Below are 13,052 nucleotides of genomic sequence, written 5' to 3'. Positions count from 1 at the left end.
CGCATCGTTTACTACTCGATGCCCGGGCCGAAGGTCAGCGCGGTGCCGTCCTTCAGCTTCAGCTTTTCGGCCTGGCCGGCGTTGAGTTCCAGCACGTAGCGCGCCGGGCCGCCGCTGGGGTACGGCGGACACATGTCGCCGGCCGAGCACGGCGGCACGTCGCGCTGCTGGCTGACCAGTTTGCGTTCGTTGTCGAAGTACAGGATGTCCAGCGCGATCTTGGTGTTCTTCATCCAGTACGCCTGCATCTCTTCGCGGTCGTGGACGAACAGCATGCCGTGGTCGGCCGCCATCTGGTCGCGGAACATCAGCCCGCGCGCGCGGGTTTCATCGTTGGTGGCCAGCTCGACCTGGTAGCGGGCGCCGTCCAGCTCGACCCAGTGGCGGGCCGCGTCGGTGGCGCAGCCGGCCAGGGCCAGCAGCGGAAGCATCAGCAGCGAACGCAACAGCGACATCGTCAGGATCCTTGGAAGGGTCAGAGCACGACCGGCGGCTCGCCGCCGACGATCACCACGTCGGCGCGACGGCGCGCGAACAGGCCGACGCAGACCACGCCCGGCAGCTGGTTGAGCTCGCGCTCCAGCTTCTCCGGATCGGTGATCTGCAGGTTGTGGATGTCCAGGATCTGGTTGCCGTTGTCGGTGACCACGCCTTCGCGCCAGGTCGGCTGGCCGCCGGTCATGTCGCGGATCTGGCGGGCGACCAGGCTGCGCGCCATCGGGATCACTTCCACCGGCAGCGGGAACCCGCCCAGCACCGGCACCTGCTTGCTCGGGTCGACGATGCAGATGAAGCGCTCGCTGGCCTCGGCGATGATCTTCTCGCGGGTCAGCGCGGCACCGCCGCCCTTGATCAGGCACTTGTTCGGGTCGCACTCGTCGGCGCCGTCCACGTACAGCGACAGGTTGCCGCTGTGGTTCAGCTCGATCACCTCGATGCCGTGCTGCTTCAGGCGCGCGGTGCTCTGCTCGGAACTGGACACCGCGCCCTTGATGCGGTGCTGGATGCGGGCCAGGGCATCGATGAAATAGGCCACGGTGGACCCGGTGCCGACACCGACGATCATGCCGTCTTCGACGTATTCGATGGCTTTCTCGGCGGCCAGGCGCTTGGCTTCGGACATGGGAGAACTCTCAGGCAGGGAATCAGGATTTCTTTTCCAGCGACAGCAGCAGCTTCCACTGCGTGGCGGTCACCGGGAACACCGACAGGCGGTTGCCCTTGGCAACCAGCGGGAAGCCTTCGCCGAGCTCGTCGGCGTGCAGCTTGATCTCGTCCAGCGCGATCACCTGCTTGAGCTTGCGGTCGAAGGCCACGTCCACCAGCATCCAGCGCGGGTTCTCGCGCGTGCTCTTGGGGTCGTGGTAGTCGGATGCCGGGTCGAACTGGGTGTCGTCCGGATAGGCCGCGCTGGCCACCGTGGCCAGGCCGACGATGCCCGGCACCTTGGTATTGGAGTGATAGAACAGGATGCCGTCGCCGACCTGCATGCCATCGCGCATGAAATTGCGCGCCTGGTAGTTGCGCACCCCGTTCCAGGGTTCGACCTTGACCTTGGCCAGGTCATCGATGGAGAAGGCGTCCGGTTCGGACTTCATCAGCCAGTAGCGCTTGCGGGCGGTCATGCGTTCACGGGGGCAGCGGAGGGGAACAGGGTGCCGCCTTCGGTGCAGATCGCATCCACCGGCACGTCCCACGACGCCACCGGCAAGGACTCGACCTGCTGCACCGCGAACGCCGCACCGACCAGCCAGGGCGGCGCCGGCCGGTCATGGCGGAAGGCGAAGCTGCGATCATACCAGCCGCCTCCCATGCCCAGCCGCCGGCACTGCGTGTCGAAGCCCACCAGCGGGGTCACCACCAGCGCCATCTGCGCCGGTTCCAGCGTGTCTGCCAGCGCCACGTCGGGCTCGGGGATGCCGTAACGGTTGCTGGTCAGCGGTTGGCCGGGGCGCCACGGTGCGAAGCGCAGCACGTCGCCGGCCAACACCGGCAGGCAGTAGGTGAGGCCTTCGGGCAACTGCAGCTGCCAGCGGTGCAGGGCGATCTCGCCATCCAGCGCCCAGTAGCCGGCCACGGCGCCTTCGCGCGGCGCGAACGGCAGTGCCAGCAGGGCATCGGCAAGTAATTCGGCGGCGGCAATGCGCTCAGCGGCGGAAAGGTCGCGGCGGCGTTGCCGCAGGTCGTGGCGCAGGGCCTGGCGCGGGTCGGTCATGGCAGCGTGCGGCAAGGATCAGCCGCCATTGTGCCGGAAAGAACAAGGGCGACGCCCGAAGACGCCGCCCTTGCTGGAATATTGCATTCTCCGCAATGTCGATGCATGCGAAACGACCTTGAACCCGGGGGCTCAAGTGGGAACGCTGGAGAACCATCGGGCTTCCCGCTACAAGGCGGACCTGCACTCCCGGCGCTGTCGCGCTCCCGGTGTCGTTCTTAAGGGACAAGGCGAATGTTTGCACATGCCGTCGAGTACCGCAGAGAACGCGTTGCCATTATAGCCAGCGCGCAGGATCTGGATAGGCCGTTCGTCGGCAACAGTCCGTGCCAATTCAGATATGAGAATTGGCGCGTTGTGCGCGTTCTTCAGGCGCCGCCGTCGATCGCGCGGTCCAGGCGCCGGTTCAGATCGGCCAGCGTCTGCTGCAGCGCCACCGCCTGGCGGGCGTTCTCGTCGCGCAGCAGTTGCAGTTCATGGGCCAGGTTCAACGCGGCCAGTACCGCCACGCGGTCCACGGCGGCCATGCGGTTGCTGCCGCGGATCTCGCGCATGCGGGCATCGAGCAGGCGCGCGGCGGCCATCAGGCTGTCGCGTTCATCGCCACCGACGCCCACGGTGTATTCACGATCGAGGATGCGGACACTGACCGGTTCGGCACTCATGTGTGCTGCTCCAGGGATTTGAGCCGGCTGATCATTGCTTCCACCCGCGAGCGTGCCTGCTCGTTCTTGGCCAGCAGCGTGGAACGCTCGGCCACCAGCTGTTCCTGCTGGTGGCGCAGGCTGCGGTTCTCCTCGGCCAGGCGCTGGTTGCGTTCAAGCAACGCCTCCACGCGGGCGGCGAAGTCCTGCAGCTGGGCAAGGGGATCGGCGGGTTCCATGCGGGCACGATAGGCAAGCCGGGCAAGGGCGGTCAAGCGTTGTCGCAGCAAGGCCGGACGGCCACGGGGAGGAGGCCGTCGGATTGCTACACTACGGGGTCTCACGGGCGCGCCGGCGCGCCCCGGGTTTCCTTTTCCGAACGAGCCGCACGATGACTGAACTTCCCTCCGTCGACGACGTTAACCGCGCCAGCCAGGAACTGGGCCTGGGCGCCACCGCCGCCGAGCTGCACGGCGCACTGTGCGGCTGGCTGGCCGCCGGCGGCGCCCCCGGCAACGACTGGCCGGCGCGCGTGCTGGCCGACGACAACCTGCCGCCGGTGGCCGCCGACAGCGTGCTGGGCCAGCTGCTGCAGGTCACCATCAAGCAGCTGGAAGACCGCGACTTCGCCTTCGAGCTGTTGCTGACCGACAGCGACGAGGTGGCCGCGCAGGCCGATGCCATGTTCAGCTGGACCCGCTCGTTCCTGGGCGGTTTCGGCCTGGGCAGCGGCGGCCGCCGCCCGACCCTGTCCGAAGAGGGCGAAGAGGCGCTGACCGACATGGCCAGCCTGGCCCGTGCCTCCAGCGAGGATTTCGAGGCCGGTGGCGATGACGACGACGACGCCCTGTCGGAGATCGAGGAATTCATCCGCGTGGCGGTGCTGCTGCTGCACGGCGACGTGGTGCTGGCCTCGCGCCATCGGCAGCGCCTGAACTGATGGATATCAAGCAGCGCACCGGCATCGCGGCCGGCGAGTACAAGCGTCGGCGCCGCCAGCTGATGGACATGGCCGGCGAGGACGCGATCCTGGTGCTGCCGGCTGCGGCGGAGAAGGTGCGCAGCCTCGATACCCATTATCCGTTCCGGCAGGATTCGGACTTCCAGTACCTGAGTGGCTTCCCCGAGCCGGAAGCGGTGCTGGTGCTGATTCCCGGCCGTCGCCATGGCGAGGCCATCCTGTTCTGCCGCGAGCGTGATGCCGAGCGTGAGGCCTGGGACGGCAGCCGTGCTGGCCAGGAAGGCGCGGTGGCGCAGTTCGGCATGGACGATGCCTATCCGATCGATGATCTGGACGACATTCTGCCGGGCCTGCTGGAAGGGCGGTCGCGCGTCTACTACCACTTCGGCCGCGACGCGGATTTCGACCTGAAGCTGATCGGCTGGGTCAACCGCGTGCGCTCACAGGTGCGCCACGGCGCGCAGCCGCCGCATGAGTTCCTGGAGCTGGGCCACCTCCTGCACGAACAGCGCCTGTTCAAGTCCGGTGCCGAAGTGGCGCTGATGCAGCATGCCGCGCAGATCAGCGTGCGCGCCCATCTGGCGGCGATGAAGGCGGCCAAGGCGGGAATCCACGAGTACGAGCTGCAGGCCGAGCTGGAACGCGTGTTCCGCGCCAATGATACCGTTCCGGCGTACTGCAGCATCGTCGGTGCAGGCCGCAACGGCTGCATCCTGCACTACCGCGACAACAACGCGCGTTCGCGTGATGGCGAGCTGGTGCTGATCGATGCCGGTGCCGAGTACCGCGGCTACGCCAGCGACATCACCCGTACCTTCCCGGTGAACGGCCGCTTCAGTGCCGAGCAGCGCGCGCTGCATGGCCTGGTCGGTGAGGCGCAGGCCGCGGCACTGGCGCAGGCGAAGCCGGGCGTGCCGTACGAGAGCGGCCACCTGGCGGCGGTGCAGACCCTGACCGAGGGCCTGCTGCGGCTGGGCCTGCTGAAGGGCACGCTGGAAAAGAACCTGTCCGAAGGCCTGTACCAGCGCTTCTACCGGCACAAGACCGGGCACTGGATCGGGCTGGATGTGCACGACGTGGGCGATTACCGCCTGGCCGGTGATTCGCGCCTGCTGGAGCCGGGCATGGCGTTCACCATCGAGCCGGGGTTGTACATCGGCGTGGACGACACGACGGTGGAGCCACGCTGGCGCGGTATCGGCATTCGCACCGAGGATGATGTGCTGATCACCGATGATGGCCATCGGGTGTTGACCGAAGGCCTGGCGCGCAGCGCCGACGAGATCGAAGCGGTGATGGCGGGTTAAGGGGTTTCGGCAGGGCTTGCAGCCCTGCACCTGCTGAAACGCAACAGCAACGGCAGAAGCTGACATTCCGTGGGATGGCGGGGCGGTGTGGGTGGTCAGGACACGCCGTAAACCCCCCTCCGGGGTCCGGCCCAGCCGCTGGCGGCTGTGCGTTCGGGCGCTTGCGAAGCAGTGCTTCGCAAGCAAAGCGCCCTCACCCATGGGGGCTCGATGGCGCCATCCATGGCGCCAACGGTCCTGCCCACCCACACCGCCCCGCCTCTGACAGATCCCTGCGATCTGTCGGTGGGTGCCGACCGTTGGTCGGCACATCTGTCAGATATCGAATGAATCTTCCACGCATGGCGTGGATCTACTGGCCACTGCGGCTGTTGGTGGGTGTCGACCTTGGTCGACATAGAGCGAGCGAAGCAAGCGACCCGCTTTTGCTTTTCTATTTTCTTTTCCGTGGTTGGACGCGCGCAGGAAACTGTCAAAGGCCGGGCGGGGTGGGTTTGCAGGACCGTTGGCGCCATGGATGGCGCCATCGAGCCCCCATGGATGGGTTTACGGCGTGTCCTGCAAACCCACCCCGCCCGGCCAAGCGCGGCTTTTGCTCTAAGCATCCAACCACGAGGGGCTCAGCCGTTGGCCGCTGCAAACTCCGGCCGCGTTAGGTTGTCCGCCTCGCCCTCGGTGCACAGCACTTCGTCCTCGATGCGGATGCCGCCATACGGACGGAAGAAGTCCACGCGGTCCCAGTTGATCGCATCGCCATGGCCGGCGTCCTTCACTTCGTTCAACAACATGTCGATGAAGTACAGGCCCGGTTCGATGGTCACCACCATGCCCGGCTCCAGCACGCGGGTCAGGCGCAGGTAGGGATGCCCCGCCGGGCGCTCGACGCGGCCGCCTTCGTCGCTGGCCGCGAAACCGGCCACGTCGTGCACCTGCAGGCCGATCAGGTGACCGATGCCGTGCGGGAAGAACGCGGCGCTGACGCCGGTCTCCACGGCGGTCTGCGGCGACACCTTGATGACGCCGAAGTCCTTCAGTACGCCCATCAGCGAGAGATGCGCGTCCACGTGCAGCTGCTTGTAGTCGAAGCCGGCGCGCACCGCCGCACACATCTTCTGCTGGGCGGCATCGACGGCGGCGATCATCGCGGCGAACTCGTCGTGGCCGTGCGCGGCGTAGGTGCGGGTGATGTCGCTGGCGTAGCCGTACGCGCTGGCGCCGGCATCGATCAGGAAGCTGCGCAGCGGCTGCGGCGCCTTGCGGCCCAGCTCGGTGTAGTGCAGCACGGCGGCGTGTTCGTTCAGCGCGACGATGTTGCCGTACGGCAGTTCATTGGCATCCTGGCCCACGGCCTGGCAGTAGGCCATGTGGATGCTGAATTCGTCGGCGCCATTGCGGAATGCGGCCTCGGCGGCACGATGGCCACGCACGCCCAGCACCTGCGCCTGGCGCATCAACGCGATTTCATACGGCGTCTTGTAGGCGCGGTGCCATTCCAGGTAGTTCACCACCGGCGCCGGGTTGTTCGGCACGAATGCACCCAGCGCGCTCTGCGGCTCGCCGAGGATCGCGCAGCGCGACGGGTCGGCCGGCAGCAGCGCCAGTGCTTCTTCGGGCGTGCGGATGATGTGGATGTCGAAGTGCTCCACCCACCAGCCGCTCGGTGCATCCGGCACCACGTGCCAGTAATCGAAGGGCTGGTGGAAGATCACCGCCGGGCGCTTGCCGGGCGTGAACACGATCCAGCTGTTCGGCACGCGGGTGAGCGGCAGCCAGGCCTTGAACTGCGGATTCACCGCGTACGGGTAGTCGCGGTCGTCGAACACCTGGTAGTGCAGGGTGCCGCTGGGCACCACCAGGTGATCGAAGCCGCCGCGGGCCAGCGCCTGTTCGGCACGTCGGCACAGCACGGCCAGGTGGTCGGAATACAGGGCGCCGGGGTCTTGCTGGATCATTGCGGTGGCTCGACACGGAAAACGGCCCTAGATTCTGCCGCATACCGCGAAAAACCGCTGTGCCGGAACCGGCACTCAGGCCGTCGAAACCGGTCCCTCGTCGCTGTCTTCGTCCACCCACTGGCGCAGCAGCTGCCGATGTTCGCGTGACAGGGTGAGGAAGCGGAAGCCGGTCCAGCTCTGTCCCGGCACGTGCGCCGGTTCGCTCCACAGCAGGTGCACGCCTACGTCGATGGCTTCCTGGCGGCCATCGGCCATCGGCAGCGGGAATCGCAGCTGGTACAGCGCATCCTCGCGCAACGGCACGCTGGCCAGCATCAGCATGCCGGTTTCAGAAACGTTGCCGAGGCGGCCCACTACGCTGTCGCGCATCTGGTCGGTCACCGGCACCAGGTCCGAGACCTGGCGGCGCGGTGCCCGACGGGTGTCCTGTGGCGGCTGGGTGTTCATGCAGGGGTTTTCCGGGTGTGGCCCACGGCCAGCGCACGCAGCGCATCGAGGCTGGCCTGCCAGGCACGATCGACCAGGCGGCCCTTGTCTTCGGTGACCAGCTGCGCGCGGCCGGCGCTGAGCTGGCGGGCGAGGGTATCCAGGTCGGTATCGGCGATCTTCTGTCCGCGTGGATTGACCATCAGCGCGTGGCCGGTCAGCAGGCTGTACCACGACAGGCGCTGGCGGCGCAGTGTGCCATCGCCGGTGTCGATGTCGAACCAGCTGCCGAACGGCAGGGTGGACAGCTGTTGGTAGGCGGCTTCTTCGGCACTGCTGCGTGGCTCGGCGGGCGCGCCTGCGCTGGACGTGCCGGCATGCTCGCCCAGTCGCGCGCGTGCTTTCAGGCGTGCGCTGAGTTCGGTACGCGATGTGCTTTCGTCCTCGCCGCCGGGCGTGGCCAGGCGACGCGCGACGGCGGCGGCCTCCTCGGCGTGGTAGCCGACCTGCACCAGCGCCGCTTCCACCTCGGTGGCCAGCGCAGCGTCGGTGCCATCGGCAGCGTCCGCGGCCTGGGCGGTCACCGCCGCGATGCGCTGGGTCTGCTGCAGGCGCTCCTGCCACTGCGGTGAATCGTCACCATGCCGCAGGCGGGTCAATGTCAGGGCGTCGGCCCACGCCTGGCGCAGCAGGGTCTGCACGAAGCGCGGCGGCGCCTGGGTATCGCAGCACTGGTCGATCTGTGCACTGGCCTGGCGTCGTGCCAGGTCCAGGCGTTCCTTGCCGCGTGCGGCCTCGACGTGGCGGCGCTCGGCCAGCTCGGCGCGATGGGCGGCCGCGCGCTGGTGCTGCTGCACGTCTTCATTGGCGGCAGCGAAGGCCTCGGGCGTGCGCGCATCCTGGCCGAGCAGCCCCTGCACGCTCTGCGCCATGCGCTGCAGCAGTTGGGGGTCGACGTCATCATCGCCGAGCCAGTGGGCGCCGGCTTCGGCGATCTGGTTGAGCAGTTCGCGGGCGGGGTGCTCGTCACGCACGAAGAAGCCAGGGTCGGCCATGGCCGCGCGCGCCAGCGGCACCTGCAGGCGCGCCAGTAGCGCGGCCGGTACCGGGTCGGGACGTTGCTGCTGCTGTACCTGCTGCATCAGCAGGCGCAGCAGGTCGAGATTGTCGCGGTCGTGGCTGCCCAGCTGGGCCTGCGCGCCGTGTTCGCTGCGCAGCTGGGCGACCACCGCGGTCTGCAGGTCGGCAAGGCCGGTGGCGGCGCTGGACTGGGCCTGCAGGCGCGCGAGCACCGCATCCACGGCGGCGCTGGGTACCGCAGCGGACGGCGCGGGCGCGGTGCTGGCGTGCCGGGCCTGCTGCAGCAGGTCGTGCAGCGCACTGCCGGTGGAGGTGGTCAGCCCAGGCACGGCGGTGTCGCGGCCACCGGCGTCGCTGACCGCCTCCTGCACCAGGTTCGACCACGAGCCTGACGCTGCCGACCCGTTCCAGCCGGTCAGCGGCGCTGCCGGGGCACGCTTGGCCGGCTGCGTCGCGCGGCCACCGCCGACGGAGTGGGTGATGATGCGTCGCGTGCTCGACGAACGGGCCAGGTAAGGCGTGTAGACCAGGCCGGGCAGAACGCCGTTCTGGGCCAGCAGCGCATTGGCGCGGTCGAGCACATCGCCCAGCCGTTCCAGCACCTGGCGCTCGAAGCTGCGATACAGCGCCAGCTGTACGTCGGCGCCGAGGGTGTCCTGCTCCGCGAGCCGGCGCACCATCGCGCACAATGCCTGCGGCGCCAGCGGCAGCGCGTCGGCCTCGAATGCCGGCGCCGCCGCCAGCACGCCCAGCCGTTGCCCGAGCAGGTTCAGGGTATTGGTCGAGCGCAGGGTTTCGCGCCGGATCATCTCGGTCAGCAGCAGGTCGCGGTCGACGTCATGCTCGGCCACCAGCGACAGCCCCAGCATGCCCGGCAGCGGCGGCGGGGTGGCCCCGGCGGGGGTTGCAGCCGCAGGCTCGCGCAGGCGCGCCAAGGCCTCGGCAACGGAATCCAGCATGCGGTCGGGGAAATGACCGGCAAAGGCATGCAGCTGGCCGCGCTGGGCCATCAGTTCGGCCTGCTGCAGCGGATTGCGCGCGCGATCGGCGTCGTGCAGCAGGGTCTGTTCCAGCGCTTCGACGGTCAGGATCAGCGGCGCGGCCAGGGTCTGCCGGCACAGGCCGATCAACGCGCCCAGCAGTTCGCGCACCCGCGGCGGCAGGTCGGCCGCGGCCAGGCGGGCCTTGTCGGCAGGGGTGGGGGAAAAAACAGCTGACATCGGCGAGCGGTACCCGGATTCCCGCGGATCGATCTGGTGAATCTACCGTGTCGGCCGATGTCGGCGCTACTTTAGGGTGAATGTGAAATGCATCTGCCGGGCATGGCCCCGATGCGCGGTAGTGCCGGCCGCTGGCCGGCAACGCGATCCGCACCGGATTGCCGGCCAGCGGCCGGCACTACCCGTTACGGCGGAGGCCTTACTCCTCCAGGAACAGGCTCACCACATCGTTGGTGAAGCGGCGGCCCAGCTCGGTGGGCTGTACGTGGCCATTGTCAACGGTCAGCCAGCCGCGCTGCACGGCCTCGGCCAGCGGTGCGTCCAGCACGCTGCGCGGCAGGCCGGTGCGCGACTCGAAATCGCGCAGGCTGAAACCTTCGTGCAGGCGCAGCAGGTTCAGCATGTACTCGAACGGCAGCCGCCCGGGGGCGATGACATCGTCGCCGCCGAACGAGGCGGGGGTGCCCGCGCTGTCGAGGTAGGCCTGCGGATGTTTCAGTTTCCAGCGTCGCAGTACGTGCTCCTCGGCACCGGAACTGATCTTGCCGTGCGCGCCGGCGCCGATGCCCAGGTAGTCGCCGAAGCGCCAGTAGTTCAGGTTGTGCGCACTCTGCCGGCCAGGGCGCGCATAGGCGCTGACCTCGTACTGGCCAAAGCCGGCCTGTGCCAGCAGGGCCTGGCAGTGTTCCTGCATGTCCCAGGCGTTGTCCTCATCGGGAATGCCCTGCGGCGGCCGTGCGAAGAACACCGTGTTCGGTTCCAGGGTCAGCTGGTAGTGCGAGATGTGCGCCGGCTGCAGTGCGAAGGCGCGTTCAAGATCGGCCCCGGCGCCGGCCAGGGTCTGTTCCGGCAGCGCGTACATCAGGTCGATGTTGAAATTGTCGTAGCCCGCGTCCTGCGCCATCTTCACCGCGCGCTCGGCCTCGCCACTGTCGTGGATGCGGCCCAGGCGCTTGAGCATCGCGTCGTCGAAACTCTGGATGCCGAAGCTGAGGCGGTTCACGCCGGCCGCGCGATAGCGGTCGAAACGGCCGTGTTCGGCGGTGCCCGGGTTGGTTTCCAGGGTGATCTCGGCATTGGGCGCGAAGCGCAGGCGCGCGCTGGCCTGCTGCAGGAAGCGGTCGATCGCTTCCGGCGGGAACAGGCTGGGCGTGCCGCCACCGAAGAACACGCTGTGCACCACCCGTCCCCAGACCAGCGGCAGGTCCTGGTCCAGGTCGCGCAGCAGCGCGTCGATGTAGGCATCGAACGGCAGCTCGCCCTTGGCCTGGTGCGAGTTGAAGTCGCAGTAGGGGCATTTGCGCACGCACCACGGCAGGTGCACGTACAGCGACAACGGCGGCGGCACCAGGCGCGGCGGAGTGTCGTGGTCGCCCGGGCAGGTTTCGCCGGGCAGGTGGTTGCAGTGGTCGTGGGCGTGCGGCATGGGCTTCATCGGTAGTGCCGGCCACTGGCCGGCTTCCCTTGGGTAATCAGGAACGCATCAATACAGCGTGGCCAGCTGCTGCTTGAGCTGCTGCAGGGCGAGGGCGCGGTGGCTGATGGCGTTCTTCAGGGGCGTTTCCATCTCCGCGGCGGTCAGGCCGTGGGTGGTATCCAGGAACACCGGGTTGTAGCCGAAGCCGTTGCTGCCGCGCGGTTCGCGGGTGATCTGTCCTTCCCAGCGGCCCTCGCAGATCAGTGGCTGCGGGTCGGTGGCATGGCGCAGCAGGACGATCACCGCATAGAAGCGGGCGCTGCGCTGGCCGTCGGGCACTTCGGCCATCGCGTCCAGCAGCTTGGCGTTGTTGGCCGCGGCATTGGTCGGCTGGCCGGCATAGCGCGCGCTGTACAGGCCCGGTGCACCGCCGAGGGCATCGACGATCAGGCCCGAATCATCGGCCAGCGCCGGCAGGCCGGTCGCTTCGCAGGCCGCGCGCGCCTTCAGCAGCGCGTTCTCGACGAAGGTCAGGCCGGTCTCTTCCACGTCGCCCAGGCCCAGCTCGGCGGCGGAGGTGATCTGCAACGGCAGGTCGGCGAGGATCTCCTGCATCTCCACAAGCTTGCCGGCGTTGTGGCTGGCCAGTACCAGTTTCTTCATTGGCGGGGCTCCAGCAGGTCCCAGGTGTTGCCATACAGATCGCGGAACACCGCGACCGTTGCATAGGCTTCTTCGCGCGGTGCTTCCAGGAATTCGACCCCGGCGGCCAGCATCGCCGCGTGGTCGCGGTGGAAGTCGTCGGTGTTGAGGAAGAAGGCGACCCGGCCACCGGTCTGGTTGCCGATGCGGCTGCGCTGTTCCTCGTTGCTGGCGCGGGCCAGCAGCAGGGCGGCGGCGCTGCCGTCGGTCGGTCCGACCACCACCCAGCGCTTGCTGCCCTGGTCGATGTCTTCCAGCAGCGAGAAGCCGAGCTTGCCGGTGTACCAGGCGATGGCTTCGTCGTAATCAGCCACCACGAGGGTGGTCAGGGCAAGGCGCCGGTTCATGCCGACAACGCCGCCTGCTGGGCGTCCAGCAGTTCGCGCACGCCCTTCTCGGCCAGGCCCAGCAGGGCGTCCAGTTCATCGCGGCGGAAGGCATGGCCTTCGGCGGTGCCCTGCAGTTCGATGAAACCGCCACCGTCGTTCATCACCACGTTCATGTCGGTGTCGCAGTCGCTGTCTTCGGCGTAGTCCAGGTCAAGCACCGGCGTGCCGCGGTACACGCCCACCGACACGGCCGCGACCGCGCCCAGGATCGGGTTGCGCTTGATGTCGCCGCGCTTCATCAGCACGTTCACCGCATCGACCAGGGCCACGTAGGCGCCGGTGATGGCGGCGGTGCGGGTGCCGCCGTCGGCCTGCAGCACGTCGCAGTCGAGGGTGATGGTGCGTTCGCCCAGCGCGTTGCGGTCCACGCAGGCACGCAGGCTGCGGCCGATCAGGCGCTGGATCTCCAGCGTGCGGCCGCCCTGCTTGCCACGCGCCGCTTCGCGGTCGCTGCGGGTGTGGGTGGCGCGCGGCAGCATGCCGTACTCGGCGGTCACCCAGCCTTCGCCCTTGCCGCGCAGGAAGCCCGGGACGCGGTTCTCGACACTGGCGGTGCACAGCACGCGGGTTTCACCGAAGCACACCAGCACCGAACCTTCGGCATGGCGGGTGAAGCCGCGTTGGATGACGACCGGTCGGAGCTGGTCGGGCTGGCGGCCGCTGGGGCGGGAATCGGACATGATGCGGGTTCCGTAATGGCGTGGGAGTACGCCGCCACGCCCGCGGCCTTCACGGG

Annotated in this window: 15 protein-coding genes and 1 other RNA gene; 2 read left to right on the top strand and 14 right to left on the bottom strand. The window is 68.3% G+C overall.

Annotation, left to right across the window (positions count from 1 at the left end):
- Positions 1 to 11: 11 nt before the first annotated feature.
- The 7 genes from VN11_RS17785 to VN11_RS17760 form a co-directional block, all read right to left on the bottom strand.
- Positions 12 to 455 carry a DUF192 domain-containing protein gene (locus VN11_RS17785; protein WP_008266483.1) on the bottom strand — a complete coding sequence of 148 codons (444 nt, stop codon included), beginning with the start codon at positions 453 to 455 and terminating at the stop codon, positions 12 to 14.
- 20 nt (positions 456 to 475) lie between these two features.
- Entirely contained in the window at positions 476 to 1,123 is a 648-nt protein-coding gene (gene rpiA / locus VN11_RS17780) for a ribose-5-phosphate isomerase RpiA (RefSeq protein WP_006467017.1), read from the bottom strand.
- Between the two features lie 22 nt (positions 1,124 to 1,145).
- Positions 1,146 to 1,625: an EVE domain-containing protein gene (locus VN11_RS17775; protein ID WP_049458240.1), complete on the bottom strand. Its 480-nt coding sequence runs from the start codon at positions 1,623 to 1,625 to the stop codon at positions 1,146 to 1,148.
- A complete protein-coding gene (locus VN11_RS17770; protein ID WP_053450697.1) occupies positions 1,622 to 2,215 on the bottom strand; it encodes a 5-formyltetrahydrofolate cyclo-ligase in 594 nt (197 codons plus the stop codon). The genes VN11_RS17775 and VN11_RS17770 overlap by 4 nt, the downstream gene beginning before the upstream one ends.
- 83 nt (positions 2,216 to 2,298) lie before the next feature.
- Positions 2,299 to 2,484: non-coding RNA, 6S RNA (ssrS, locus tag VN11_RS21950), on the bottom strand.
- 99 nt (positions 2,485 to 2,583) lie between these two features.
- Positions 2,584 to 2,880 (bottom strand): cell division protein ZapA, encoded by a 297-nt coding sequence (locus tag VN11_RS17765; RefSeq protein ID WP_006467013.1) that lies wholly within the window; start codon positions 2,878 to 2,880, stop codon positions 2,584 to 2,586.
- On the bottom strand, positions 2,877 to 3,098 hold the full coding sequence (locus tag VN11_RS17760; RefSeq protein ID WP_005410898.1) for a TIGR02449 family protein: 222 nt from the start codon (positions 3,096 to 3,098) through the stop codon (positions 2,877 to 2,879). The genes VN11_RS17765 and VN11_RS17760 overlap by 4 nt, the downstream gene beginning before the upstream one ends.
- Before the next feature lie 152 nt (positions 3,099 to 3,250).
- On the opposite strand from VN11_RS17760, the gene VN11_RS17755 reads away from it, so the two are divergent.
- Positions 3,251 to 3,799 carry a UPF0149 family protein gene (locus VN11_RS17755; protein ID WP_053450696.1) on the top strand — a complete coding sequence of 183 codons (549 nt, stop codon included), beginning with the start codon at positions 3,251 to 3,253 and terminating at the stop codon, positions 3,797 to 3,799.
- Between the two features lie 5 nt (positions 3,800 to 3,804).
- Positions 3,805 to 5,127 (top strand): aminopeptidase P N-terminal domain-containing protein, encoded by a 1,323-nt coding sequence (locus tag VN11_RS17750; RefSeq protein WP_148565023.1) that lies wholly within the window; start codon positions 3,805 to 3,807, stop codon positions 5,125 to 5,127.
- A 620-nt stretch (positions 5,128 to 5,747) separates the two neighbouring features.
- Here the strand turns inward: VN11_RS17750 and pepQ are convergent.
- The 7 genes from pepQ to rph form a co-directional block, all read right to left on the bottom strand.
- Positions 5,748 to 7,079: a Xaa-Pro dipeptidase gene (gene pepQ / locus VN11_RS17745; protein ID WP_053450694.1), complete on the bottom strand. Its 1,332-nt coding sequence runs from the start codon at positions 7,077 to 7,079 to the stop codon at positions 5,748 to 5,750.
- A 75-nt stretch (positions 7,080 to 7,154) separates the two neighbouring features.
- Positions 7,155 to 7,529, bottom strand: a complete 375-nt coding sequence (locus VN11_RS17740; RefSeq protein WP_053450693.1) for a PilZ domain-containing protein — start codon at positions 7,527 to 7,529, stop codon at positions 7,155 to 7,157.
- Complete coding sequence (locus VN11_RS17735; protein WP_053450692.1) at positions 7,526 to 9,808, bottom strand: DUF1631 family protein; 2,283 nt, start codon at positions 9,806 to 9,808, stop codon at positions 7,526 to 7,528. Before VN11_RS17735 ends, VN11_RS17740 begins: the two co-directional genes overlap by 4 nt.
- Before the next feature lie 199 nt (positions 9,809 to 10,007).
- On the bottom strand, positions 10,008 to 11,234 hold the full coding sequence (gene hemW, locus VN11_RS17730) for a radical SAM family heme chaperone HemW (protein ID WP_053451375.1): 1,227 nt from the start codon (positions 11,232 to 11,234) through the stop codon (positions 10,008 to 10,010).
- A 57-nt stretch (positions 11,235 to 11,291) separates the two neighbouring features.
- Positions 11,292 to 11,888, bottom strand: coding sequence for an RdgB/HAM1 family non-canonical purine NTP pyrophosphatase (gene rdgB, locus VN11_RS17725; RefSeq protein ID WP_049457279.1), 597 nt, complete (start codon positions 11,886 to 11,888; stop codon positions 11,292 to 11,294).
- Positions 11,885 to 12,274, bottom strand: coding sequence for a VOC family protein (locus tag VN11_RS17720; RefSeq protein WP_053450691.1), 390 nt, complete (start codon positions 12,272 to 12,274; stop codon positions 11,885 to 11,887). The genes rdgB and VN11_RS17720 overlap by 4 nt, the downstream gene beginning before the upstream one ends.
- Positions 12,271 to 12,996, bottom strand: coding sequence for a ribonuclease PH (gene rph / locus VN11_RS17715; RefSeq protein WP_012512000.1), 726 nt, complete (start codon positions 12,994 to 12,996; stop codon positions 12,271 to 12,273). The genes VN11_RS17720 and rph overlap by 4 nt, the downstream gene beginning before the upstream one ends.
- Positions 12,997 to 13,052 lie beyond the last annotated feature (56 nt).

Origin of the sequence: Stenotrophomonas maltophilia (assembly GCF_001274595.1) — a bacterium.
Taxonomy (GTDB): Bacteria; Pseudomonadota; Gammaproteobacteria; order Xanthomonadales; family Xanthomonadaceae; genus Stenotrophomonas; species Stenotrophomonas forensis.
The sequence above is the reverse complement of the archived record's forward strand: the minus strand, read 5'-3'. Positions and strand labels throughout refer to the sequence as shown.

Bases quoted from the DNA above. Each gene is read 5' to 3' on its own strand.
- VN11_RS17785 (WP_008266483.1), bottom strand. From the start codon at position 455: ATGTCGCTGTTGCGTTCGCTGCTGATGCTTCCGCTGCTGGCCCTGGCC.
- rpiA (WP_006467017.1), bottom strand. From the start codon at position 1,123: ATGTCCGAAGCCAAGCGCCTGGCCGCCGAGAAAGCCATCGAATACGTC.
- VN11_RS17775 (WP_049458240.1), bottom strand. From the start codon at position 1,625: ATGACCGCCCGCAAGCGCTACTGGCTGATGAAGTCCGAACCGGACGCC.
- VN11_RS17770 (WP_053450697.1), bottom strand. From the start codon at position 2,215: ATGACCGACCCGCGCCAGGCCCTGCGCCACGACCTGCGGCAACGCCGC.
- VN11_RS17765 (WP_006467013.1), bottom strand. From the start codon at position 2,880: ATGAGTGCCGAACCGGTCAGTGTCCGCATCCTCGATCGTGAATACACC.
- VN11_RS17760 (WP_005410898.1), bottom strand. From the start codon at position 3,098: ATGGAACCCGCCGATCCCCTTGCCCAGCTGCAGGACTTCGCCGCCCGC.
- VN11_RS17755 (WP_053450696.1), top strand. From the start codon at position 3,251: ATGACTGAACTTCCCTCCGTCGACGACGTTAACCGCGCCAGCCAGGAA.
- pepQ (WP_053450694.1), bottom strand. From the start codon at position 7,079: ATGATCCAGCAAGACCCCGGCGCCCTGTATTCCGACCACCTGGCCGTG.
- VN11_RS17740 (WP_053450693.1), bottom strand. From the start codon at position 7,529: ATGAACACCCAGCCGCCACAGGACACCCGTCGGGCACCGCGCCGCCAG.
- VN11_RS17735 (WP_053450692.1), bottom strand. From the start codon at position 9,808: ATGTCAGCTGTTTTTTCCCCCACCCCTGCCGACAAGGCCCGCCTGGCC.
- hemW (WP_053451375.1), bottom strand. From the start codon at position 11,234: ATGCCGCACGCCCACGACCACTGCAACCACCTGCCCGGCGAAACCTGC.
- rdgB (WP_049457279.1), bottom strand. From the start codon at position 11,888: ATGAAGAAACTGGTACTGGCCAGCCACAACGCCGGCAAGCTTGTGGAG.
- VN11_RS17720 (WP_053450691.1), bottom strand. From the start codon at position 12,274: ATGAACCGGCGCCTTGCCCTGACCACCCTCGTGGTGGCTGATTACGAC.
- rph (WP_012512000.1), bottom strand. From the start codon at position 12,996: ATGTCCGATTCCCGCCCCAGCGGCCGCCAGCCCGACCAGCTCCGACCG.